Genomic DNA, 22,244 nt, shown 5'->3' on the forward strand with positions numbered 1-22,244 from the left:
GGTCGCCGTCAGACCGCCGAGTAGGCGACGATGCCGCGCCGGACGGCGTCGAGGGCCTGCCGCGCCGTCGGACCGACCGGCAGATCGGCCACCACCGACAGCTGGTCGAGGAGGTCGATCGTCTGCTTCGTCCAGCGGACGAAGTCGCCGGCCGCCAGTTCGGCGTCTTCGAGGACGCTGTCGAGACTGGCGCCCCGTGCCCACCGGTGCATCGCCAGCGCGAGGCCGGGGGCCGGGGGGATGCTGCCCGGGAGCCGGTGCTCCTGCTCGAGGTCGTCGAGCTCGGCCCAGAGCTTCTGCGTCTCGTCGAGTGCCGTGCGGTACTCGCCCCGCGGGAGGAACCGCTCGGCGAGCTGCCCCTCGTCACGCCTCGGCTCGTAGACGAGCGTGGCGGCCATCGCGGCCAGGGAGGGGACGTCGAGCATGTTCCAGAGACCGAGTCGCAGGCTCTCGGCCACCAGGAGGTCGCGATCGCCGTAGATGCGCCGAAGGGTGCGCCCGGCCGGGGCGACGTCCACCTCGACGGTCGCAGGGAGCCGACCCGTGCCTCCTCGGGACGACGCCGGACGGGACTCCGAGGAGGCGCGGGGCACGAGATACCCCCGGTCGAGCAGCACGTCGGTCACCCGGTCGAAGACCTTCGCCACCGCACCCGTGCGGCTGCGGATCTGCGCCGACAGCTGATCGGTCTGCTTCTTGAGCTTGAACCACCGCTCGGACCACCGGGCGTGCTGCTCGCGATCGGGACAGGCGTGGCACGGGTGCTGACGCATCTCACGCCGCAGGTCGCCCAGCCGGCGCTGACGCTTCTCGTGCTCGCTGCGCGACTGGGCGTCGGCCCGCGCCGCGCCCTGCTTCTCGAGGTCGCCCAGCTCGCGACGGATGAGCGTGTACTGGCGGAAGTCGCCGAGGTGGCACTCCATGCTCGCGGCGTAGCCGTCGAGACTCGCCTGCTGCGTGCGCACCTTGCGGGCGAGATCGACGACCGAGCGGTCGGCCTGGAACTGCGCGAACGAGGTCTCGAGCACCTCACGGGTGCGTGAACGGCCGAACTGCTCGATGAGGTTGACCGCCATGTTGTACGTCGGGCGGAAGCTGGAGTTCATCGGGTACGTGCGCCGCGATGCGAGGGAGGCGACCGCCTGCGGGTCGAGCCCCTGCTGCCACTGGATGAGCGAATGGCCCTCGACGTCGATGCCGCGGCGACCGGCACGCCCCGTGAGCTGCGTGTACTCCCCCGGGGTGATCGGGACCCTGGCCTCGCCGTTGAACTTCTCGAGCTTCTCGAGAACGACCGTGCGGGCGGGCATGTTGATGCCGAGGGCGAGGGTCTCCGTCGCGAAGACGACCTTGACCAGCTTCTTCTGGAAGAGCTCTTCGACGACCTCCTTGAACGCCGGGAGCAGACCGGCGTGGTGCGCCGCCACTCCGCGTTCGAGTCCGTCGAGCCACTGCCAGTAGCCGAGCACGGCGAGGTCCTCGTCGCGGAGCGTGCGGCACCGGGCCTCGACGATCTCGCGGATCTCCTGGCGTTGATCGGCGGTCGTCAGTCGGATGCCGGATCGGAGGACCTGCTTGACCGCCTGATCGCAGCCCACCCGGCTGAAGACGAAGAAGATGGCCGGCAGCAGATTCTGGTCGTCGAGCATCTCGACGATCTTCCAGCGGTCGAGTCGGCCCTGAGCCTGCTGGATGGGGGCCATCACATGGCCCCGCGGCCCACGCCTCGAACCGCCGTCGCCTCGACGACCCGACCCGCCCTTGCGCGAGAGGGATGTGGCCCGCAGCAGCTCGGGGTTGACGCGGTTCGTGGCCGCCTGGCCGCTCGAGTCGAAGAGGTCGAGGAACTTGCCGCCGACCAGGACGTGCTGGTCGAGGGGCACGGGGCGGTCTTCCGAGACGATGACGTCGGTGCCTCCCCGCACCGTCTGCAGCCAGTCGCCGAACTCCTCGGCGTTCGAGACCGTCGCGCTCAGGGACACGAGACGGACGTCGAGCGGGAGGTGGATGATGACCTCCTCCCAGACGGCGCCCCGGAACCGGTCGGCCAGGAAGTGCACCTCGTCGAGCACGACGTAGCGGAGGTCGTCGAGCATCTCGGACCCCGCGTAGATCATGTTGCGGAGCACCTCGGTCGTCATCACGACGATGCGCGCACGGGAGTTGACGTTCGTGTCGCCGGTCAGCAGGCCGACCTCGGACGCACCGTACTCGGCCACGAGCTCTTGGAACTTCTGGTTGCTGAGCGCCTTCATCGGCGCCGTGTAGAAGACCTTGTCGCGGGCCTGCTGCATGGCGAGATGGATCGCGAACTCGGCGACGAGGGTCTTGCCGGCCCCGGTCGGGGCGGCCACGAGCACGCTGTTGCCCTGTTCGACCGACTCGCATGCGGCGATCTGGAACGGATCGAGGGCGAAGCCGAGACGGGAGCGGAACGACTGCAGCTGCGGCGTGCGCACCCTGTTCTTCGAGGCGGCGAATCGTTCGGCGGGGCTCGCTTCGGTGCTCATGAGGTCATCCTGTCGCGAGTTCGGCGTCGAGGGCCGCCGCACGTTTCGCGACCCGGCGATCGTGCAGCCAGGCCACGCCGGCGGCGGCGAAGTAGAGGACCACCATCGGGACGGCGAGGAGGAACATGGAGAAGACGTCGGCCGCGGGGGTGGCGATCGCCGTGAACAGGGTGATCAGCAGGATCGCGACCCGCCAGCCCTTGATGATCGACACGGCCGAGATGACGCCCACGAAGTTCAGGAGGACCAGGAACACGGGCAGGACGAAGGCGATGCCCACGGCGAGAACCAGTTTGAGGACGAAGTCGTAGTACTGCTTCGCGTCGATGATGGCGGCGTCCTGCTGAGCGGCGAAACCCGTGAGGACCTCGACGATGTGCGGAAGGACGAAGAGTCCGCTCGTGCACCCGAGGAGGAACAGCGGGATGGCCGTGCCGATGAAGCCGATGGCGTACAGCTTCTCGCGGCGCACGAGCGCGGGGACGATGAAGGCCCAGATCTGGTAGAGCCAGACGGGACTCGAGATGATGACCCCGACCGTCACCGAGATCTGGATCCGCAGGTCGAAGCTGGAGCTGACGCCGGGGTAGTTCAGGGTCGCCTCGCGCGAGCGGGCCTCGGCGATGCGGGTCACGGGCTCACGCAGGAAGTCGAGGACGAACTGCGAGAGGAACCACCCGGCGATGCTCGCCACGATGAGGGCGAGTGCGGCCAGGAACAGCCGCTTGCGGAGCTCGATGAGATGCGCCCCGAGAGACATGCGACCGTCTTTGGCCCTGCTTCTCGGCTGCTGCTCTCCGCCGCTGCGGCCACGAGTCGTCGTCGTGGCCACGGATCAGGACTTCGGCGGGAGGTCGCCCTGCGACGGGCGGACGACCGGACCGTCGGTGGTCGGACGAGCCGTCGCGTCGTCGCGTCGGCTGTACTCGTCGCGGCGGGCGTCGTCGCGACGGGTGTAGTCGTCGGACGGTGCCTTGTCGTCGTCGCGGACCTCATTCTTGAAGATGCGCATCGACTGGGCGATGCTCTTCGCGAGCGCCGGCAGCTTGGGAGCGCCGAACAGCAGGAGGATGATCGCGAGGACGATGATGAGGTGGAATCCGGTGAGGTTTCCGAGCATGAGGTGTTCTCCTTGCGTGGCAGGGGAGGTCTCAGTCTAACCCCGGCTCCACTCCCCCGAGCTGAAGCCCGAGCGGTCGTCAGGAACGCGGGTCGGCGTCGTAGCCGGCCAGCGCCCGTGAGGCCCAGTCGCCGACGGCCGCTCGGGCGGCGATCGGCGAGACGACCTCGGGATCGCCGGGCAGGCCCGCCACGAGTCGCGCGACCGTCCCGAACTGGCCGACGCGCACTCTCAGACGGGAGCGACCGTCGTCGAGGGGCTCGACGTCGTCCGGGGCGTAGTCGGCGAGGAGGGGCGCGGCCGCCGAATCGATGTCGATCGTCACGGTCTCGTCGTCGGGCGACCCCTCGAAGAGGGTGTCCGGCAGGACGACGTCCGACGCGCGGTGCGCGAGCGGCTCGTCGGTCAGGGCCGGTCGGGCGATCCGGTCGAGCCGGAACGTCCGCAAGGCGTGTCGCAGATGGTCGTAGCCGCGCAGGTACCAGTCGGCGTCGACGGACTCGACCCGCAGAGGGTCGACGCGCCTCCGCTCGACGACGTCACGGACCCCCGCGTAGTCGAACTCGAGCTGGCGACCCTGGGCGACGGCCAGCTCGACGAGGGACAGGACGTCGCTGGTCTCGCGCTGGTCGACGGCGACCTGGCTCGGAGCGGACGACGCGCCCCGTGCGAGCTTGGACATCAGGGTGGCGATGGCGGCGCGATCGGCGTTCTCGGGAAGCGACGACAGGTACTGCAGACCCGCGATCAGCGCCGCGGCCTCACGGGCCGAGAAGCGAGGCGACTCGTCGATCGCCACCATGTGCGTGAGGACGATGACGTCGTTCTGCTCGAAGTCGTCCCACGCGATGTCGAAGAGGTCGTCGTGCTGGTACTGGTTCGTCTCGCCGGGCACGCCGGATACGGCGATCAGCTCGACCGCCCGGCGGATCTCCCCGACGGACACGCCGAAGTGCTCGGCGGCCTCGGCGACGGAGACCCGCCCCCGATCGATGAGGTACGGCACCAGGGAGAGCAGGAAGGCCAGCTTGTCGGTGGCGTGCAGGGCGGATCTCTTCTCAGCCATGGTGACTCCCCCCGGCGGCGCGGACCTCGGTGTGGACGGCGACGAGCCGACGCAGCCGCGCGATCACCAGGTCCCTGACCGAGGCGGGCTCGAGCACGGTCACCTCGGGCCCGAAGGACGCCAGCTCGTCGGCGACGATCTGCTCGTCGGAGAAGTGGATCTCGAGGAGGCAGTCGTCGCGGACCACCGTCGAGCGTCGTTTGGTCAGTCTGGTCTCGGCGTCGGAGCCGGCGACCACGCGGATGAGCGCCGTCCTGGTGCGCCAGACCTCGTCGAGCGCCGCGAGGGCCGACTCGGCCGTCGCATCGACGGGGCGCTCGACGGCGATCGCGGTGATGACGACCGGGCCGATGATGCGCGACAGCAGGAAGGTCTTCCGGCGGCCGGTGTCGGGCTCGAGGCACGAGACCATCCAGCGGCCCTGATGCTGGATGAGGGCGAACGGAGCGACCTCGCGCCTCCTCGCCTCGGACTCGCCGGGCTTCAGATAGGGGAACCGCACGAGCACTCCACGGTCGAGCGCGTCGCGCAGCGGTTCGAAGGCGGCGTCTCGCGAGCGGATGCGAGGGGCGTAGTCGAGCCCGGGGACGGTCGCCGTGCCTCCGAGCGAGCGGAGCTTGAGGAGCGCGCGTCTGCTCTCCCCCGAGAGCGTCCCCTCGCGCCAGACCATGGCGGCGAGGGTCAGCAGGGCGGTCTCCTCCGATGAGAAGGCGATGTCGAGGGGAAGCTCGTACGCGCCGCGGGGTATGCGGTAGCGGAGCATCTGGTTGTTGCCCGACGCCGCCGGGTCGTCGAGGGTCTCGAGCGGCACGCCCAGCTCGCGGATGTCGTCTTTGTCGCGCTCGAACTGACGCTCGAGAGCGGTGTTGTCGTCGTTCGGCGAGTACTTCTGCCGATAGCCCTGGACCGTGGCGAGGATGTCGGACTTCGTCAGGCCGGGCTCGGTCGCGAGGAGGGCGAGGACGAGGCTGAAGAGGCGCTCTTCGACGGGTACGCGAGGGGCGCGGGCGGCTGACACGGGTCGAGCCTAGGCCACGGCCGGGGTGGGGCGCCCCGGCCGTCGCGGCGCGTGGATCGACGTGCCGGTCAGAGCGAACCCAGGACGTCGAAGACGTAGACGTAGGTGCTGGGGTTCTCGTCGCTGGCGGGGACGACCGTCATGACCTGCGACCCGACCGTCTGACCGACCAGCGCGTCGCGGAGCGCGGCGGGCAGCGTCGCGTCGTCGAGCGCCACCGTCGTCGCGGTGTCGCCGTTCGTCCACGTCGACCCGGCCACGGTCGACGGCTCCGCCCAGGTCACAGCCGTGAACTGCACGACCGCCGTCGAGTCGGCGGTCAGCCGCGACCCGTCTCCTTCGCGGACGAGGTGCGTCTGCTGCGTGGTCGGCGCCGGGGCGACGGGGACGGTGATGCCGGGGGCGCCGTCGGGTGCCGTCACCACGGCGGGCAGGCCGTCGGCCCCGGGGACGAGGCGTCCGTTCGCCTTGGCCAGGAACGACTGGCGGATGTCGACCACGGCGATGTACGCGGCGTCGGGGTCGTCGCTCGCGGGGGCGGTCGAGCCGGACAGCGACGCCTGGAGCTCGGAGGCCTTCAGGGCGACGACCACGCGCGAACCGACCGTCGAGCACTCCAACGCGTCGGCGAGGGGCGCGAGGGCCGAGCCGCCGACGGTCACGGGGTTGCCGATGGAACCGTCGTAGCCGCTGTTCTCGACCTCCGTGCCCGCGCTGCCGTCGAACAGCGTGTAGTCGATGAGGACGGGCGAGCCGTCGACCAGACGGGCGCCATCGCCCTCGATCACAGTCGAGACCTGGGTCTCGGTCGTGACGATCGGACTCGGCACGGTCGCCTCGGGCTTCTCGCCGAACGCACCCGTCGTGGTCACGACCGAGGCGGCGTCGCCCGTGGGCGGGCAGCCGGCCGACCCGGGGGCGGCGCTGGTCGCGCATGCCGAGAGGGAGGCCACGAGGCCGAGGGTCACGACGAGTGCGGGGATCTTGCGCACGGGTACTCATTTCGTTGCGGCGGCCGGCGGGCCGGGAAGCGGCCGGGGCCGCGGATGCGGGAACAGCCTAGTCGGGGTGGGAGGGCGGGGAGATCGGCGCCGTTCAGGCGGAGGACGACGGGTCGCCGGCCGACCTCGAGGTCGCGTCGGACTCCGTCGCGGCCACGGCGGCGTCGGCGGCCGACCTCGCCTGGCGCGCCGTCTTGCGGAGCTTCTTGTCGCTGGCCGTGCGGTCGCCGAGGGCGCCGGGGGTCCAGAGCTCGACGTCCTCGTCGGAGTAGTCGGACTTCGACGGACGGCGCTTGAGCTGCGGCAGCTCGGCACCCGGCGCGAGCCGTCGTGCCGTGATGAGGAACCCGGTGTGCCCGATCATGCGGTGGTCGGGACGGACGGCCAGCCCCTCGACGTGCCAACCGCGGACGAGCGTCTCGGAGGCGTCGGGCTCGGTGAAGACGCCGGATGCGCGGAGGGCCTCGGCGACGCGCGAGAGCTGGGTCGCCGTGGCGACGTAGCAGACGACCAGTCCGCCGGGGGTGAGGGCGGCGGCGGTCGCGTCGACGCACTCCCAGGGGGCGAGCATGTCGAGCACGACGCGGTCGACCGTGCCGTCGGGCATCGTCTTCGGCAGCTCGTCGACGAGGTCGCCGACCGTGACGCTCCAGTTCGGCTGCTCCGAGCCGAAGAAGCTGACGACGTTGCCCTCGGCGACGTCGGCGAACTCCTGGCGGCGCTCGAACGAGGCCAGTCTGCCCTCGGGGCCGATCGCTCGCAGCAGCCAGAGCGAGAGGGCGCCCGACCCCACCCCGGCCTCGACGACGGTGGCGCCGGGGAAGATGTCGGCGAAGGCGACGATCTGGGCGGCGTCCTTCGGATAGACGATGGCGGCACCGCGCGGCATCGACATGACGAAGTCGCTGAGCAGCGGGCGCAGGGCCAGGTACTCGTCGCCGGTGGTGCTCGCCACGACCGAGCCGTCGGGCAGACCGACGAGCGCGTCGTGGGCGATCATGCCCCGGTGGGTGTGGAACACCGCGCCGGGGGTCAGCACGACCGTGTTCATCTTGCCCTTCGGGCCGGTCAGCTGGACCTTGTCGCCCTCGAGGAAGGGGCCGGACTGGCGACGGGTGGCGGTCATGCGGTGCTGCTTTCGGTCGGAGGGGCGGCTCGGTCGAGGGCCGGGAGCCGAGGAGGCGCGGGTCGGCGCCGATCGGCGCCCCGCGGTCAGAGGGCGGAGGCGGGTGGTCGGCTCGTGTCGCGTGCCGCGGCGTGCAGCCGGCGCAGGTCGGCCACGGTCACACCGCGGAGGGTCGTGGCACGGGTGTACCCGGCGTCGTCGACGAGCGGTGCGGCGTGCTCGACGCCGAGGACTACGGCGCCGGACGCGACGGCCGACGCGGCCCCGGGCGGGGAGTCCTCGATGGCGACGCAGTCGGCGATGTCGACGCCGAGCAGGGCCGCGCCGCGCAGGTACGCCTCGGGGTGGGGCTTGCTGTTCTCGACCTCGTCGCCGGCCACGACGGCGTCGAAGGCCGGGAAGTCGATCGCCTCGATCATGAAGTCGGCCATGCGCCGGATGGACATCGTGACGAGCGCCGTGGGCACGCCCTCGCTCCGCAGCTCGGCGAGGAGCTCTCGGGCGCCGGGGCGCCACGGGACGTCGTCGGCGACGAGCGCCAGGACCCCGGTCGTCAGGCGGTCGATGATCTCGTCGAGCGGGAGATCGACGCCGTGCTGCTGGATGACCCGGGCGGAGTCCCACAGGCCCGTGCCGATCATGGCGTCGCCGTCGGCTCTGGTCCAGGTTCCGCCGAACGACTCGACCAGTTCGACCTGGCATTCGTACCAGTAGGGCTCGGTGTCGACGAGAGTGCCGTCCATGTCCCAGAGGACCGCGGCGGGAAGAGAGGAGGTCACGGGCATCGAGTCTACGGGAGGCGCCCGGCGGTCCGGCCGACCCGGCCGGGGACCCGGCGACGCACGGTCTACTGTGGAGGGTCAAGACGCCGGTGCAGCGGGCCCGGCTCGGTGAGGACACAGGTGACGAACACGTCGAACACGTCGGACTTCGCGAAGGGGCGACTCCTGGTCGTCGCCTTCGAGGGGTGGAACGACGCCGGCGAGGCGGCCAGCGGGGTCGCACGGAGCCTCGTCGAGTCGCTGGGCCTCGAGCCGGTGGCCGAGCTGGACGGCGAGCGGTACATCGACTACCAGTTCAACCGCCCGCAGATCGGGCTCGACGACGACGGCGGGCGGACGCTCGTCTGGCCGCGGATCGAGCTGCTCGCCGCACCCGACTCCTCCGAGGTCATCGCCGCGTCGTCCGACGTCGGGTCCGACACCGAGGTCTTCGTCCTGCTGGGCGCCGAGCCGTCGCGCAGCTGGCGCGGGTTCGCGGCCGAGATCGTCGACCTCGTGGACGTCCACGCGATCACCTCCGTGGTGTTCCTCGGGGCGATGCTCGCCGACGTCCCGCACACCCGGCCGATCTCCGTCTTCGTCAGCAGCGACAACGCCGACGTCCGAGGTCAGCTCGGCCTCGAGCGCAGCACGTACGAGGGCCCGGTGGGCATCCTCTCCGTCCTCGGCGACGCCGTCGAGACGGCCGGCGTGCCCTCGCTGTCGGTCTGGGCGTCCGTCCCGCACTACGTGCACAACGCCCCCTCGCCCAAGGCGACGCTCGCGCTCGTCGAGAAGCTCGACGAGCTGTCCGCCGTGAGCGTGCCCCGCGGCGACCTCGTCGAGGAGGCCGCCGCATGGGAGGCCGGCATCGACGCCCTCGCGGCCGACGACGATGACATGGCGGGCTACATCGAGCAGCTGGAGCAGGCGCGCGACACCGTCGACTCCCCCGAGGCGAGCGGCGAGGCCATCGCGCAGGAGTTCGAGCAGTACCTCCGCCGACGCGACGGCAAGGGCGACGACCCGCGGTACCCGCCGGCCCCCTGAGCGCCGGGCGGAGGGCGCCGCCCATCGACGCGGCTGACCTAGTCGACCCCCGCCGCGCCTCCGTCGCCCAGCTCGCCGGGGACGACGACGCCGTTCTCGTAGGCGAACACGACCGCGGCGGTGCGATCGCGCAGCGCCAGCTTGGCGAGGACGTTCGAGACGTGCGTCTTCACGGTCGCCTCGCCGACGAACAGCCCGCGTGCGATCTCGGCGTTGGAGGCGCCCCGAGCCATGCCGTCGAGCACCTCGCGTTCGCGGCCCGTGAGGAGACTCAGCCGTGCGTTCGGCACGACGGCGTTCTCCGTCGTGTCGACGAGCGCACGGGTGACGACTGCACGGGTCAGCTCGGGGCAGACGAGCGCGTCACCGCGATCCACGACGCCGATCGCCTCGATGAGCTCTTCCGGGCCGGCGGTCTTCAGCAGGAAGCCGCTCGCCCCGGCCTGGAGCGACCGGAACAGGTAGTCGCCCCGGGCGAAGGTCGTGAGGATCAGCACCGACGGGCGGTGCTCGCCCGACGACCCGAGGATGCGCCTGGTGGCCTCGACGCCGTCGATGCCGGGCATCTCGATGTCCATCACGACGACGTCCGGCTCGAGGCTCGCGGCCAGGTCGACGGCCTCGACGCCGTCGCGCGCCTCCCCCACGACCGTCACGCCCCTGGCGGTCTCGAGGATGATCCGGAACCCCGCTCGCACGAGATCCTGGTCGTCGGCCAGGAGCACCCGCACCGGCCGGTCGTTCGTCTTCTCCATGCTCATTCCCCCTCGAAGAGGGTAGCCCCCTTCGGAGGGTGGGCCACGACGGGGAGGTCGACGCGGACGCGGTAGCCGCCTCCCTCGCGGGGGCCCACGGTGAGGCGACCGCCGTGCAGATCCACCCGTTCGCGCATCCCCCGGTGCCCGAGACCCGAACCGGAGGGGGCCGCCGCCGGATCGAGCGCACCGGTCGCGCCTCGGCCGGCGCCCTCGGCGCGTGCAGCGCGCCCGCTCGAGCCGAGTCCGTCGTCGACGACCTCGAGGCCGACCGACCCCTCACCGTGGACGATCCGGACGACGGCGCACCTGGCCGCGCCGTGCTTGAGGGTGTTGGTCAGCGCCTCCTGGGCGATCCGGTACAGCGTGGAGCCGACGCCGTCGGGGACGTCGCGGGTGTCGCCGTCGATCTCGAGTCGGACGTCGAGTCCGAGGGCGCGGGTGTCGGCCACGAGGTCGGGGAGGGCGGCCAGACCGGCCACGGGCTCGGGAGGCAGCCCGTCGCGCGAGCGCATGACGGTCAGGAGGCGGTCGAGCTCGTCGATGGTCGTTCGTGCGGTCTCCTCGACGGCGGCGAGTGCGCCTCGGGCGATCTCGGGGCGGTCGAGCGTGCGTCGCGCGGCACCGGCCTGGATGCCGATGACGGCGACGTGGTGGGCCACCACGTCGTGCAGCTCGCGGGCGATGCGGGCGCGCTCGTCGCCGATCGCCTGCTCGGCGATCCGGTCGTTGGCCGCACGGAGGGCCGCGTCGGACCTCTCGAGCGCGCGCCGGCGTGACCTCGACTCACGCGAGACGCGGCCGAAGTGGATCGCGGCGATGAAGAACAGGGCGTTCAGGACGACCGAGTAGAGGCTGGAGGCCAGGACGACGTCGGCGGAGTCGGAGTCGTCGCTCACCTGCGCTGCGATGTCGATGGCGAGCCAGGCGAACATGGCGACGACGACCGCCAGGCTCCAGACGAGCGCACGGCGCCGCGAGGGCGACCAGACGTTCGCGGAGAACACGACGAGGAACTCTGCGATGGAGGGCAGGAGGTCGTCGGGATGCCCCCTCACCCCGAGCACGATGAACGCCGTCGAGACGATGATCATGACCGACACCGGGAACCTCCGGCGGAACGCGATCGGCAGGCTCACCGCCACCGCGCCCGCCAGGGTCTCGAGGGTCGACGGCATGGCGTGCCCGTCGGAGCTCAGGATCACCGACGCCAGCGCCGAGGTGACGAGCGCCAGCACGAGGAACCCGACGGCCAGCGCGGAGTCGACGAGCCGCTCGCGCCGCATCGAGCCCCGGGACGGGCCGTCGGCGCCGGAGGGCGCGGCGGGACGGGAGCTGCGGGGCGACATGACCACGCCAGTCTGCCAGAGCGGCGACCTAGGTGAGGATCAGTCAGGCGGTGGCCTCGACGGCACGGGACGGCAGCTCGACGCCGAGCAGGTCCACGCCGAGCAGAGCGGTGACGGCGTCGAGGTCGACGGACGTCGCGTCGGCGCCGGAGGCGATCCAGCGGTCCACGGCCTCGATCGCGGACGGCGTGTCGAGGTCGTCGGCGAGGGCGGCGCGGAGGCTCGTCAGCAGACCGGTGGGGACGGACTCGACCGGGGTCGCGCCGAGGGGCGACGTCGTCGCGTGGTCCGCAGCGGCGTCGGGCCGCGGCGGCGCGGTATCGGCCCACGTCGACCAGACGCGCAGGCGGGCCTCGGCGTCGACGAGGTCGCTGTCGAACCACTCCCAGTCGGACCGGTAGTGGTGCGCGGCCACGGCGAGGCGCACGGCCCTGGCGTCGGCCCCGCCGGCGACGAGCTCGCTCACCTTCACGAGGTTGCCGAGCGACTTGCTCATCTTCTCGCCCTGATACGCCACCATGCCCGTGTGGGCGAACAGGTCGGCGTAGCGACCCCCCGTCAGCGCCTGGCCGTGCGCCGCGCTCATCTCGTGATGCGGGAACACCAGGTCGCTGCCACCGCCGTTGACCGTGATCGGCGAGGCGAGGGTCTGCTCGGCGATCACCGTGCACTCGATGTGCCAGCCGGGCCTCCCCTCGCCGACCGGGGACTCCCAGGAGGGCTCGCCCTCCCGGGCGCCCCGCCACAGGAGGGGGTCGAGCGGGTCGCGCTTGCCCGCGCGGCCGGGATCGCCGCCGCGTTCCGCCGAGAAGCGCGCCATGGTCTCGGGGTCGAGTCGGCTCTCGAGTCCGAGGTGCCACGACGTGTCGCGTTCGGCGGCGCGGACGTCGAAGTAGACGTCGTCGACGGCGGAGCCCTCGGTGGGCACGCGGTAGGCGGATCCGGAGTCGAGGAGGCGCGCCACGGCTCGGGCGACGTCCGTCACGACGTCCGTCACGGCGACGTAGTGCGTCGGCGGCACGACGGCGAGGTGCTCCATGTCGGACCGGAAGAGGTCGGTCTGGGAGGCCGCCAGCTCGCGCCAGTCGACGCCCGTCGCGGTCGCCCGCTCGAGGAGCGGATCGTCGACGTCGGTCGTGTTCTGTGCGTACGTGACGTCGACGCCCGCATCCGTCCAGACGCGGACGAGCGTGTCGAAGGCGAGGTAGGTCGACGCGTGCCCGAGGTGGGTGGCGTCGTAGGGGGTGATGCCGCAGACGTACAACGCTGCCGCGCCGTCGACGATCGCGGGGGCGCGGCGCATGCCGGTGGCGGTGTCGTGCAGCATCGGCAGACGCCCGGCGCCCGGGAGCGTGGGGACTCGGGGGCGGGCCCACGACCTCACGCCGTCACCACGCCCGTCGAGAGCAGCACGATGAGCACGACGCCGAGGACGAGCCGGTAGGCGACGAAGGGCATGAAGCTGCGGCGGGAGATGTAGTTCATGAAGAACGCGATGACGAGGAACCCGACGACGAACGCGACGACGGTGGCCGCCAGCGTGAGCCCCAGCGAGTAGGGGCCGGGGTCACTGAAGCTCTGGACGAGCTCGTAGAGACCGCTGCCGAAGACCGCGGGCACGGCGAGCAGGAACGAGAAGCGCGCTGCCGCGGGCCGCGTGTAGCCGAGGGCGAGAGCCGTGGTCGTGGTAGCACCCGAGCGCGAGACGCCGGGGATCAGCGCGAGCACCTGCGCGACGCCGACGGCGATGCCGTGACCGTACGACATGTCTTCGAAACGCGCCGCCTTCTTGCCGAGGTGGTCGGCGAGACCCAGGAGGATGCCGAAGACGATGAGGACGACGGCGACGATCCAGAGCGACCGGAAGACCGAGCGGATGTACTCCTGCGCGACGTATCCGACGACCACGATCGGGATGGTGCCGATGATGACGAGCCAGCCCATCCGCACGTCGGGGTCCGTGCGCGGGATCCGGCCCGTGACGCCCTGGAACCAGCGGACCACGATGCGCTTGATGTCGCGCCAGAAGTAGATGACCACCGCCAGCTCCGTGCCCAGCTGCGTGATGGCCGTGAACGTCGCCCCCGGGTCGAACTCGACCGTGCTGTTCGGATCGGAGAACAGGAGGCCGACGATCCGGAGGTGCGCGCTCGACGAGATGGGCAGGAACTCCGTGAGGCCTTGGACGAGGCCGAGGAGGAGTGCCTGGAGGAGTTGCTCCATGGGGATCCTTCTGGTGCGTGGTGCTCAGTACGTCGCGAGGAGGTCCCGGAGGACGCGACTGCCAAAGGATAGTGCGTCGAGGGGGACGCGCTCGTCGACCCCGTGGAACATCGCGGGGAAGTCCATGCCCTCGTCGAGACGCAGGGGGGCGAAGCCGTAGCCGGCGATCCCGAGGAGGCTCAGCGCCTTGTTGTCCGTGCCGCCCGAGAGAAGGTAGGGCAGCACCGGGGCACCCGGATCGTGACGGTGCAGGGTGGCCTCGATGGCCTCGACGAGGGGCCCGGAGAACGGCGTCTCGAGCCCGATGTCCGTGTGCATGGTCACGATCTCGATGTCGTCGCCGACGAGGTCGCGCACCTCGTCGAGGACGGCCGCCTCCTGACCGGGCATGCAGCGGATGTCGACCAGCGCCTCCGCGGTGTCCGGGACGACGTTGTGCTTGTAGCCCGCCGTCAGCATCGTGGGGTTCGTGGTCGTGCGGAGCGACCCCCGGATGAATCCCCTGGCCGTGCCCGTCTGGAGGACGAGCTCGTCGGGCGACACCTGTTCGACGTCGACGTCGAGGATCCGCGCCACCTGCCGCAGCAGAGCGGAGGTGGTGTCGGTCAGCGTGATCGGCCACTGTCGACGCCCCAGCGCGGCGACCGCCTCGGCGAGCCGGGTGACGGCGTTCGCCTCGATCATCTGGGATCCGTGGCCGGCCGTTCCGCGGGCGATCAGCTTGACCCAGATGAGGGCCTTCTCGCCCGTCTGCAGCAGATACGACCGTCGGCCGTCGATGAACGTCGAGTAGCCGCCCACCTCGCTGATGGCCTCGGTGGCCCCGTCGAAGAGCTCGGGGTGCTCCTTCACGAGGAAGTGCGACCCGAGTACTCCCCCGGCCTCCTCGTCGGCGAGGAATCCGACGACCAGATCGCGCGCCGGTCGTTCGCCCGACCGGAGGATGTCGCCGATGGACGAGAGCATCATCGCGTCCATGTTCTTCATGTCGACGGCACCACGGCCCCAGAGCATGCCGTCGCGCACCACGCCGGCGAACGGATCGACCGACCAGTTGGCCGGATCGGCGGGCACCACGTCGAGGTGACCGTGCACGACGAGGCCCGGCTTGGCCCGGTCGCGACCCTCGATCCTGGCCACGACGCTGACACGCCCGGGCTCGGACTCGAACAGCTGCGGCTCGACGCCGAGCGCCCGCAGCCGGTCGGCGACGTAGTCGGCCGCCTCGGCCTCGCCGTTCGACCGGCCCCCGCCGTAGTTGGAGGTGTCGAAGCGGATGAGGTCGCGGGCGATCGTCGCCGTCTCGTCCAATTCGGGCTCCGGGGCGGAACCGGCGGTGTCGCCGTCGAGGGGCTGCGCAGGTGTCGTCGTCATGGCGACCACGCTACCCGGAGGGTTCCTCGGCCCTGTCGTCGGGCCGCGACGAGCGGCCCACCCGCCCTGTGGTCGAGAGGCCCTCTCGAGCCGTGCTAATGTTTCGTGGTCGGCTTCGGCCGGCACCATCCAGTCCGGGTGGCGGAAATGGCAGACGCGCTAGCTTGAGGTGCTAGTGCCCGTATAGGGCGTGGGGGTTCAAGTCCCCCCTCGGACACCGAAGACAAGCCTTGCAGGCGGACTTCACACGGTCTGTGTTGAGACAGACGAAAGACCCGATCACCACTGGTGATCGGGTCTTTCTGGTTTCCGCGGTCGCAGGTGCCGCCGGGGTAGGGTTCGGGCCAGCACACGACGAGAGGACCCCCATGGAGTACGCACGACTCGGAACCAGCGGACTGACGGTCTCGGCCGTCACCCTCGGCTGCATGAGCTACGGAGTCCCCGAGCGGGGCTCGCACGCCTGGACGCTCGGCGAGGACGACAGCCGGCCGTTCATCCGCCGCGCCCTCGAGCTCGGCGTCACGACCTTCGACACCGCCGACGTGTACTCCGACGGCACCAGCGAGGAGATCGTCGGCCGGGCCCTGCGCGACTTCGCCACGCGTGACGAGGTGGTCCTGGCGACCAAGGTGCACGGTCGGATGCGCCCCGGGCCGAACGGCGCCGGTCTCAGCCGCGGTCACATCATGAGCGCCGTCGACGACAGCCTGCGTCGTCTTGGCACCGATCACATCGACCTGTATCAGATCCACCGCTTCGACCCCGAGGTGCCGGTGGAGGAGACCATGGAGGCGCTCCACGACCTGGTGCGCGCCGGCAAGGTGCGGTACCTGGGCGCGTCGAGCATGTGGGCCTGGCAGTTCGCGTCGATGCAGCACGCCGCCGACCTCGGCGGGTGGACCCGCTTCGTGTCGATGCAGGACCAGTACAGCCTCATCCAACGGGAGGAGGAGCGCGAGATGCACCCCTACTGCGTGGACCAGGGCGTGGGCGTGCTGCCCTGGTCGCCGCTCGCCCGCGGCCGTCTGACGCGCGACTGGGACGCCGCCACCTCGCGCAGCGAGACCGACGAGTTCGGCCGCACCCTCTACCGTCAGCGTGAGGAGGGCGACCGCCGGGTGGCAGCCGCCGTCGCGGAGGTCGCGGAGGCGCGGGGCGTCTCACGCGCGCAGGTCGCGTTGGCCTGGGTGCGGCAGCAGGACGCCGTCACCTCCCCCCTCGTCGGAGCGACGAAGATGCAGCACCTGGACGACGCGGTCGCGTCCGTCGACCTGTGGCTGACGGACGACGAGCTCGACGCGCTCGAATCCCCCTACGTCACGCGCGAGAACGAGGGCTTCTGACCCGCGGGCCCGTGGTCGGGCCTACTGTGAGCGACACGCGCGGCGACCACGTCGTGCGAACCATCCGACGGAGGCAACCATGGGCAGCGAGTCGAACGAGAACGTCGAGCACACCGAGAAGACGGAGAAGACGGGCGGTGCGGGCGACGCGACCGTGACGCGCACCGAAGAGACCACGACCGAGCGGAGCGGCTCGTACGTCGACAGCGACATCCCCGCCGACGGGGACGAGGGGCACGAGGCGCACGGCGCGAAGTCCGACGAGGCCGACGGCGAGTTCACCGACTCGGACATCCCCGCCGACCGCTGACCACCACGTCGACCCGGCGACCGCTGCGCCTCGCGCGGCGGTCGCCGGGTCGACGCATCCCCGACGGACTTCGTGCGCGTCGGACCGCCGGGCATCACGCACGGTACGGTCGACGCGGGAGGAAACATCTATGACAACGCGCATCGTAATTCTCGGCGGCGGTTCCGCCGGGCTCACCACAGCTCTCGAGCTCCAGAAACGCCGACCCCCGCAGAACGCGAGCATCACGCTCGTCGATCAGGCCCCGTACTTCACGTACCAGCCGTTCCTGCCCGAGGTCGCCGGCGGCCACATCGCGCCTCGCGACGTCACCGTGCCGCTCCGCAAGGCGCTCCGTAAGACCAAGGTCGTCGAGGCGGCCGTCTCGGGTCACGACCGCGCGGCGAAGACCGTGTCGGTGACGACCGGCGACGGCGTCACGAGCACCATCGCCTACGACCAGCTGGTCGTGGCCCTCGGCGCCGTCACCCGCACGTTCCCCACCCCCGGGCTCGCCGAGAACGGCGTCGGGTTCAAGAGCGTCGAGGAGGCCCAGTACGTCCGCGACCGCATCCTCGGGAACATCGCCGAGGCGGCCTCGGTCTCAGACCCGGCCACGCGACGCAAGCTCCTGACCGTCGTCTTCGTCGGCGGCGGCTACACCGGCGTCGAGGCGATGGCCGAGCTCGACGACGCGGCGAAGGCCGCGGTCGACTCGTTCCCGAACCTGTCGCGCGACGAGCTCCGCTTCGTCCTCGTCGAGGCCCTCGACCGCGTCGCCCCCGAGGTCGGCCCCGAGCTGTCCAAGTGGACTCTCGGGCACCTGCGCTCGCGCGGCATCGACATCCGCCTCAAGACGACGATGCCCTCGTGCATCGACGGCGACGTCGTCCTGAGCGACGGCGAGACCATCCCCGCGGGCACCATCGTCTGGACGGCCGGCGTCAAGCCGAACCCCGTGCTCGCCGACCTCGGTCTGCCCCTCGGGCCGCGCGGCCACGTCAACGTGTCGGCCACGCTGCAGGTGCAGACCGACGAGGGCGACGTCCTCGACGGCGTCTGGTCGCTCGGCGACGGCGCCCAGGTCCCGAATCTGCTCAGCGAGCAGCAGCCGGCCTACTACCCGCCGAACGCGCAGAACGCCGTCCGACAGGCGGTGACCGTCGCCGACAACATCATCGCGCAGCTCTCGGGTCAGCCGATCGCCGAGTACCGTCACGAGTCCGTCGGAACGGTCGCGAGCTTCGGCATCGGCAAGGGCGCGGCGAACATCAAGGACGTCAAGATGAAGAACGTCCCGGCCTGGCTCGCCCACCGGGGCTACCACCTGTACGCGATGCCGACGCTCAATCGCAAGTGGCGCATCCTCACGGGCTGGATCACCAACTTCTTCGGCGGACGCGATCAGACGCCGCTGGTCGGCATGGCCGACCCGCGCGCGGGCTTCCTCAAGGTAACCCCGTCGGTCCCGGCCGACGGCGGAGCCAAGAAGAAGAAGTAACGCTCGAGCGATCGATCAGGAGGCGCGTCCCGGGGAACCGGGGCGCGCCTCCTCGGTCTGCGCGGTCGGTGCCGCACCCCGGGGCAGGCGCAGCGAGATGATCGCGCTCACGGCCAGCAGGGCCCCGGCCGACCCGAAGGCGACTGCGTACGACGTCGTGTCGACGAGCAGCCCCGCCACCAGCGGGCCCGCGATGGCGCCCAGGTCCGAGCACATCGAGAAGACGGCCACCGGGCGCCCGCCGCGGCCGCCCGCCGCGTCGCCCACCAGAGCCGCCGGGGCCGTGCCCATGAAGGCCGTGGCGACGCCGTAGACCGCGAGCAGCACGCCGAGCATCACGATGTCGGTCGAGAACGCCACCGCCGCGAGGGTCACGGCCGCGACGGCGAACGCCCCGATCATCGCCGGGCGGCGACCGACCGTGTCGACCAGCTTCGCGGCCGGTGCGAGGGCGAGCGTCTGCGCGACGGCGGCCACGGCGAAGACGATGCCCGTCCAGGCGGTCGTGCCCTTGAGCACCTCGACGACGAGGACGGGCACCAGCGCGCTCCGCACGCCGAGCGACGACCACCCCTGGCTGAAGCTCGCGACGCAGGCGGCGCGGAACCGGATGTCGCGGAGCACCACGGCGAACGGCACGGGCGGCTCGGTCGAGGTCGTCGACGTGCGCCCTCTCGCCGGGCGCAGCAGGACGACGCCCACGAGACCGGCGATCAGCAGCGTGGCGGCGTAGAAGAAGAACGGCGCCGTCAGCGAGATCGTCGCCAGCACGCCGCCGAGGGCCGGCCCGGCCATGCCGCCGACCAGGAACCCGCCCTGGTAGAAGCCGATGGCGCGCGCCCGGTGCGAGGGCGCCGTCGTGGCGAGCAGGAGGGTCATGGCGGCGATGCTGAACATGGCCGATCCGATGCCGCCGAGTCCGCGCAGCAGCAGCAGCTGCGGGTACGTCTCGGCCAGCCCGGCCAGACCGCTCGAGACGGCCACGATGCCGATCCCCACCGAGAGCACCAGCCTCTCGCCGGCCCGGTCGAGCAGCTTGCCGACGAAGGGGCTCGCCACGAGGCGCATCAGGGCGAACGCCGAGAGGACGGCGCCGACCAGGGTGTTGTCGACCCCGAAGCTCCGGGCGTAGACGGGCAGCACGGGCACGACGACGCCGAAGCCGACCATCACGAAGAAGGCGATGACGCCGAGCACGACGACGTCGCGTCCGAGACGGACACGGGGGGAGGCGGTGGGGGCGTCGGGCGCCGGGGTCGACATCCCCTCAGGGTACGTGCCCGGCCGCGGTCAGACGCGCGCGCCCGCGAGCGAGAACGGCGCGAGCAGACCCGCGAAGTCCTTGCGCGGCGGTGCGGCGGACTCGCCGCGGGTGCTCGTCCGCAGGCGCAGCCGGACGAGCGACTCCGCGAAGGCGGTCGCGGCTCCGACGCCGTCGACGACCGGGGCACCGAGCTCGCCGCTCAGGTCGTGGCACAGGTCGGCCATCCCCGCGCAGCCGAGGACGACCGCGTCGGCCCCTGCGGCGAACACGGCGCGGCACTCGTCGGCGACGACCCGCCGCGCCTCCGAGGCGGGGTCGTCGAGCTCGAGCACGGCGATCTCGCAGGCCCTGACCTCGACGCAGGCCGGCCCGAAGCCGTAGCGGTCGACCAGCTCGCGGGCGCGGCCGGTCGTGCGACCGAGCGTCGTCACGACCCCGAACCGACGCGCGACGAACGAGGCGGCATGGAACGCGGCCTCGGCGATGCCGATCACCGGGCCCCGGGCGAGCTCGCGGGCGGCGTCGAGACCCGGGTCGCCGAAGCACGCGACGACGTACGCGTCGACCCCGTCGCGCTCGCCCAGTGCGATCTGCTCGAGGAGGCCCGGCACGGCCAGCGCCTCCTCGTAGTGACTCTCGATCGAGGCCGGCCCCATGGTCGGGTTGACGGCCGTGACGCGGGTCGACGGCGAGGCCGCGGCCCGCGCCGCGATGCCGATCGATCGGGTCATGCCGACGCTGGTGTTCGGATTGACGACGCGGACGTGCATGGTGCGGGGCTCCTCAGGCGGTGGCGACGATCGTGCCGTCGTCGACGGTCGTGCCGTCGTCGACGGTCTCGTCGTGGGCGTCGAGCGACGGCATCTGCGGCCGGCGTCGTTCGAGGAACCGGAAGGAGACGAGACCGAGCCCGCAGCCGACGAACCAGCTGTAGTCGCTGATCCAGGTCGCCGACGGCCCGCCGAGGTCGACGACCAGGGCCGGGACGACGGCGATCGCCACGGACATGAGACCCGACCCGACGAGCGCACGGACGGCGTTCGGATTCACTCCCCCGCGATACCAGTACCGCCCGGCCGGGCCCATCGTGTACAGGTCGTCGACCGCGATGCGCTGCCGCCCGACGAGGTAGTAGCCCGCGATGAGGATGCCGAAGAGCGGGCCGATCAGCGCGCCGAGCACCCCGAGGGAGTACTGGATCGCCTGCGCGTCGCCGTACCAGTTCCAGGGGGTGAGGGCGACGCTGCCGACGGCCGCGATCATGCCGCCGGCCCGCCAGCTGATCCGACGCGGGCTGACGTTCGTGAAGTCGAACGCCGGCGAGATGAAGTTCGCGACGATGTTGATGCCGACGGTGGCCGTGATGAACGTCAGCCCGCCGAGCAGGATCGCGAAGGGCGTCCCGATGGCGTCGACGGTCTCGATGGGGTCGGTGATCAGACGGCCGAACACCGGGACGGTCGCGGAGGCGCAGATCACCGTGAGCAGTGAGAAGAAGAGGAAGTTGACGGGCAGACCGAGGAGGTTGCCCCTCTTCACCGCGCGGAAGCTGCGACCGTACCGGGCGAAGTCGCCGAAGTTCAGCATCGGACCGGAGAAGTAGCTGACCACGATCGCCACCGCCGAGAGCATGAGCGGGATCGAGGCTCCGAACTCCAGGGGCGGCCCCGCGGAGAGGTTCAGGCTGATGGCGCCCCAGCCGGCCTGCGAGACGAGGTAGACGGCCAAGACGATCATGACGACGTAGACCGCGGGGCCCGCGAAGTCGATGAACCGGCGGATGGACTCCATCCCCCGCCAGAACAGCGCGGCCTGAGCCACCCAGAGGATGCCGTAGCTGATCCAGCCGAGGGCGTCGAGACCCAGGAACGACGGCCCGAGCAGAGCGGCGCTGGCGGGGAGGAACTTGAGGAACACGATGGTCAGGGCCTGCGACGCCAGATAGGTCTGCACGCCGTACCAGGCCGTCGCGATGAGTCCGCGGATGATCGCCGGGATGTTCGCCCCGCGGACCCCGAAGACCGCTCGGTTGACGACCGGGTAGGGCACGCCGGTCCGCTGGCTGGGCTTGGCGACGAGGTTCGTGAAGACGTTGACGATGAGGATGCCGGCCACGAGGGCGACCAGCACCTGCCAGCTGGCGATGCCGAGGGCGAACAGGCTGCCCGCCGTCACGTAGCCCCCGACGGAGTGCACGTCGGACATCCAGAAGGCGAAGATGTTGTAGCCGCCCCAGGTCTGCCGGGCGAGCGGCGCCAGGTCGTCGTTCGTCAGATCGGGGTGGTAGCCCGCCTTCGCGGCGGTGGCCGAACCCGACGGGTGCTGCGCTGCCGTCTCGACGGGCGGTGCGGTGTTCGATGCCACGATTGCCTCCTGAGGGACGAGGTAGCGTGAGTGGGAGGTGATCCTCGTCGTGCTGTGAATCTATGGCTTCACACGGCGTCGTCGGTTTCCGGCTTGTAACGAGCGTGTGACAGCAGTCGCTTCACAC

The 22,244-nt window shown here is 71.2% G+C and carries 20 protein-coding genes and 1 tRNA gene; 5 read left to right on the top strand and 16 right to left on the bottom strand.

Translation table 11 applies throughout. From position 1 onward, the window contains the following. Window positions 1–8: 8 nt before the first annotated feature. From SOM13_RS03165 to SOM13_RS03200, 8 genes are all read right to left on the bottom strand, one after another. On the bottom strand, window positions 9–2,510 hold the full coding sequence (locus SOM13_RS03165) for a DEAD/DEAH box helicase (RefSeq protein ID WP_320478892.1): 2,502 nt from the start codon (window positions 2,508–2,510) through the stop codon (window positions 9–11). 4 nt (window positions 2,511–2,514) lie between these two features. Further along, the gene (gene tatC / locus SOM13_RS03170; protein ID WP_243213481.1) at window positions 2,515–3,270 is read right to left on the bottom strand and encodes a twin-arginine translocase subunit TatC; all 756 of its coding nucleotides are present in this window, start codon (window positions 3,268–3,270) and stop codon (window positions 2,515–2,517) included. 75 nt (window positions 3,271–3,345) lie between these two features. Then, window positions 3,346–3,630, bottom strand: a complete 285-nt coding sequence (gene tatA / locus SOM13_RS03175) for a twin-arginine translocase TatA/TatE family subunit (RefSeq protein ID WP_320478893.1) — start codon at window positions 3,628–3,630, stop codon at window positions 3,346–3,348. 79 nt (window positions 3,631–3,709) lie between these two features. Continuing rightward, window positions 3,710–4,696 carry a helix-turn-helix transcriptional regulator gene (locus SOM13_RS03180; RefSeq protein ID WP_243213477.1) on the bottom strand — a complete coding sequence of 329 codons (987 nt, stop codon included), beginning with the start codon at window positions 4,694–4,696 and terminating at the stop codon, window positions 3,710–3,712. Continuing rightward, window positions 4,689–5,714 carry a WYL domain-containing protein gene (locus SOM13_RS03185; protein WP_320478894.1) on the bottom strand — a complete coding sequence of 342 codons (1,026 nt, stop codon included), beginning with the start codon at window positions 5,712–5,714 and terminating at the stop codon, window positions 4,689–4,691. The genes SOM13_RS03180 and SOM13_RS03185 overlap by 8 nt, the downstream gene beginning before the upstream one ends. Before the next feature lie 68 nt (window positions 5,715–5,782). Next, complete coding sequence (locus SOM13_RS03190; RefSeq protein WP_320478895.1) at window positions 5,783–6,706, bottom strand: hypothetical protein; 924 nt, start codon at window positions 6,704–6,706, stop codon at window positions 5,783–5,785. 103 nt (window positions 6,707–6,809) lie between these two features. Next, window positions 6,810–7,841: a tRNA (adenine-N1)-methyltransferase gene (locus SOM13_RS03195; RefSeq protein ID WP_320478896.1), complete on the bottom strand. Its 1,032-nt coding sequence runs from the start codon at window positions 7,839–7,841 to the stop codon at window positions 6,810–6,812. An 86-nt stretch (window positions 7,842–7,927) separates the two neighbouring features. Next, window positions 7,928–8,620 (bottom strand): HAD family hydrolase, encoded by a 693-nt coding sequence (locus SOM13_RS03200; RefSeq protein ID WP_192060402.1) that lies wholly within the window; start codon window positions 8,618–8,620, stop codon window positions 7,928–7,930. 123 nt (window positions 8,621–8,743) lie between these two features. Between SOM13_RS03200 and SOM13_RS03205 the strand changes: the two genes are divergently transcribed. Continuing rightward, window positions 8,744–9,652: a proteasome assembly chaperone family protein gene (locus SOM13_RS03205; RefSeq protein ID WP_192060401.1), complete on the top strand. Its 909-nt coding sequence runs from the start codon at window positions 8,744–8,746 to the stop codon at window positions 9,650–9,652. Window positions 9,653–9,690: 38 nt separating this feature from the next. Here SOM13_RS03205 and SOM13_RS03210 read toward each other — a convergent pair whose 3' ends face one another. From SOM13_RS03210 to SOM13_RS03230, 5 genes are read right to left on the bottom strand one after another with little or no spacing between them, the layout of a single operon-like run. Then, window positions 9,691–10,413: a response regulator gene (locus SOM13_RS03210; protein WP_192060400.1), complete on the bottom strand. Its 723-nt coding sequence runs from the start codon at window positions 10,411–10,413 to the stop codon at window positions 9,691–9,693. After that, entirely contained in the window at window positions 10,410–11,756 is a 1,347-nt protein-coding gene (locus SOM13_RS03215; protein WP_320478897.1) for a sensor histidine kinase, read from the bottom strand. The genes SOM13_RS03210 and SOM13_RS03215 overlap by 4 nt, the downstream gene beginning before the upstream one ends. 43 nt (window positions 11,757–11,799) lie before the next feature. Then, a complete protein-coding gene (mshC, locus tag SOM13_RS03220) occupies window positions 11,800–13,140 on the bottom strand; it encodes a cysteine--1-D-myo-inosityl 2-amino-2-deoxy-alpha-D-glucopyranoside ligase (protein WP_320478898.1) in 1,341 nt (446 codons plus the stop codon). Further along, window positions 13,137–13,979 carry an undecaprenyl-diphosphate phosphatase gene (locus SOM13_RS03225; RefSeq protein ID WP_192060397.1) on the bottom strand — a complete coding sequence of 281 codons (843 nt, stop codon included), beginning with the start codon at window positions 13,977–13,979 and terminating at the stop codon, window positions 13,137–13,139. Before SOM13_RS03225 ends, mshC begins: the two co-directional genes overlap by 4 nt. Before the next feature lie 24 nt (window positions 13,980–14,003). Next, window positions 14,004–15,353: a M20/M25/M40 family metallo-hydrolase gene (locus SOM13_RS03230; RefSeq protein WP_192060396.1), complete on the bottom strand. Its 1,350-nt coding sequence runs from the start codon at window positions 15,351–15,353 to the stop codon at window positions 14,004–14,006. A 132-nt stretch (window positions 15,354–15,485) separates the two neighbouring features. Here SOM13_RS03230 and SOM13_RS03235 point away from each other — a divergent pair. The 4 genes from SOM13_RS03235 (at window position 15,486) to SOM13_RS03250 (ending at window position 18,489) form a co-directional block, all read left to right on the top strand. Then, window positions 15,486–15,570 (top strand) — tRNA-Leu (locus tag SOM13_RS03235). Between the two features lie 151 nt (window positions 15,571–15,721). After that, a complete protein-coding gene (locus SOM13_RS03240) occupies window positions 15,722–16,699 on the top strand; it encodes an aldo/keto reductase (protein ID WP_320478899.1) in 978 nt (325 codons plus the stop codon). Window positions 16,700–16,778: 79 nt separating this feature from the next. Then, entirely contained in the window at window positions 16,779–17,009 is a 231-nt protein-coding gene (locus tag SOM13_RS03245) for a hypothetical protein (protein WP_192060394.1), read from the top strand. A 130-nt stretch (window positions 17,010–17,139) separates the two neighbouring features. Next, window positions 17,140–18,489, top strand: coding sequence for an NAD(P)/FAD-dependent oxidoreductase (locus SOM13_RS03250; RefSeq protein WP_192060393.1), 1,350 nt, complete (start codon window positions 17,140–17,142; stop codon window positions 18,487–18,489). A gap of 15 nt (window positions 18,490–18,504) precedes the next feature. Here SOM13_RS03250 and SOM13_RS03255 read toward each other — a convergent pair whose 3' ends face one another. Genes SOM13_RS03255 through SOM13_RS03265 form a run of 3 tightly spaced genes read right to left on the bottom strand, consistent with a single transcriptional unit; the run spans window position 18,505 to window position 22,117 of the window. Beyond that, window positions 18,505–19,752: an MFS transporter gene (locus SOM13_RS03255; protein WP_320478900.1), complete on the bottom strand. Its 1,248-nt coding sequence runs from the start codon at window positions 19,750–19,752 to the stop codon at window positions 18,505–18,507. Window positions 19,753–19,779: 27 nt separating this feature from the next. Then, complete coding sequence (locus SOM13_RS03260; RefSeq protein ID WP_320478901.1) at window positions 19,780–20,523, bottom strand: aspartate/glutamate racemase family protein; 744 nt, start codon at window positions 20,521–20,523, stop codon at window positions 19,780–19,782. A gap of 13 nt (window positions 20,524–20,536) precedes the next feature. Further along, entirely contained in the window at window positions 20,537–22,117 is a 1,581-nt protein-coding gene (locus SOM13_RS03265) for an NCS1 family nucleobase:cation symporter-1 (RefSeq protein WP_320478902.1), read from the bottom strand. Window positions 22,118–22,244: the final 127 nt, after the last annotated feature.

Origin of the sequence: Frigoribacterium sp. CFBP9030, assembly GCF_034045195.1 — a bacterium.
Classification (GTDB): domain Bacteria; phylum Actinomycetota; class Actinomycetes; order Actinomycetales; family Microbacteriaceae; genus Frigoribacterium.

Excerpts from the sequence above, each read along its gene's own strand:
- SOM13_RS03245 (WP_192060394.1), top strand. The coding sequence starts at position 16,779 with ATGGGCAGCGAGTCGAACGAGAACGTCGAGCACACCGAGAAGACGGAG.
- SOM13_RS03250 (WP_192060393.1), top strand. The coding sequence starts at position 17,140 with ATGACAACGCGCATCGTAATTCTCGGCGGCGGTTCCGCCGGGCTCACC.
- tatA (WP_320478893.1), bottom strand. The coding sequence starts at position 3,630 with ATGCTCGGAAACCTCACCGGATTCCACCTCATCATCGTCCTCGCGATC.
- SOM13_RS03180 (WP_243213477.1), bottom strand. The coding sequence starts at position 4,696 with ATGGCTGAGAAGAGATCCGCCCTGCACGCCACCGACAAGCTGGCCTTC.
- SOM13_RS03165 (WP_320478892.1), bottom strand. The coding sequence starts at position 2,510 with ATGAGCACCGAAGCGAGCCCCGCCGAACGATTCGCCGCCTCGAAGAAC.
- SOM13_RS03215 (WP_320478897.1), bottom strand. The coding sequence starts at position 11,756 with ATGTCGCCCCGCAGCTCCCGTCCCGCCGCGCCCTCCGGCGCCGACGGC.
- SOM13_RS03195 (WP_320478896.1), bottom strand. The coding sequence starts at position 7,841 with ATGACCGCCACCCGTCGCCAGTCCGGCCCCTTCCTCGAGGGCGACAAG.
- SOM13_RS03225 (WP_192060397.1), bottom strand. The coding sequence starts at position 13,979 with ATGGAGCAACTCCTCCAGGCACTCCTCCTCGGCCTCGTCCAAGGCCTC.
- SOM13_RS03255 (WP_320478900.1), bottom strand. The coding sequence starts at position 19,752 with ATGTCGACCCCGGCGCCCGACGCCCCCACCGCCTCCCCCCGTGTCCGT.
- SOM13_RS03240 (WP_320478899.1), top strand. The coding sequence starts at position 15,722 with ATGGAGTACGCACGACTCGGAACCAGCGGACTGACGGTCTCGGCCGTC.
- SOM13_RS03260 (WP_320478901.1), bottom strand. The coding sequence starts at position 20,523 with ATGCACGTCCGCGTCGTCAATCCGAACACCAGCGTCGGCATGACCCGA.
- tatC (WP_243213481.1), bottom strand. The coding sequence starts at position 3,270 with ATGTCTCTCGGGGCGCATCTCATCGAGCTCCGCAAGCGGCTGTTCCTG.
- SOM13_RS03210 (WP_192060400.1), bottom strand. The coding sequence starts at position 10,413 with ATGAGCATGGAGAAGACGAACGACCGGCCGGTGCGGGTGCTCCTGGCC.
- SOM13_RS03230 (WP_192060396.1), bottom strand. The coding sequence starts at position 15,353 with ATGACGACGACACCTGCGCAGCCCCTCGACGGCGACACCGCCGGTTCC.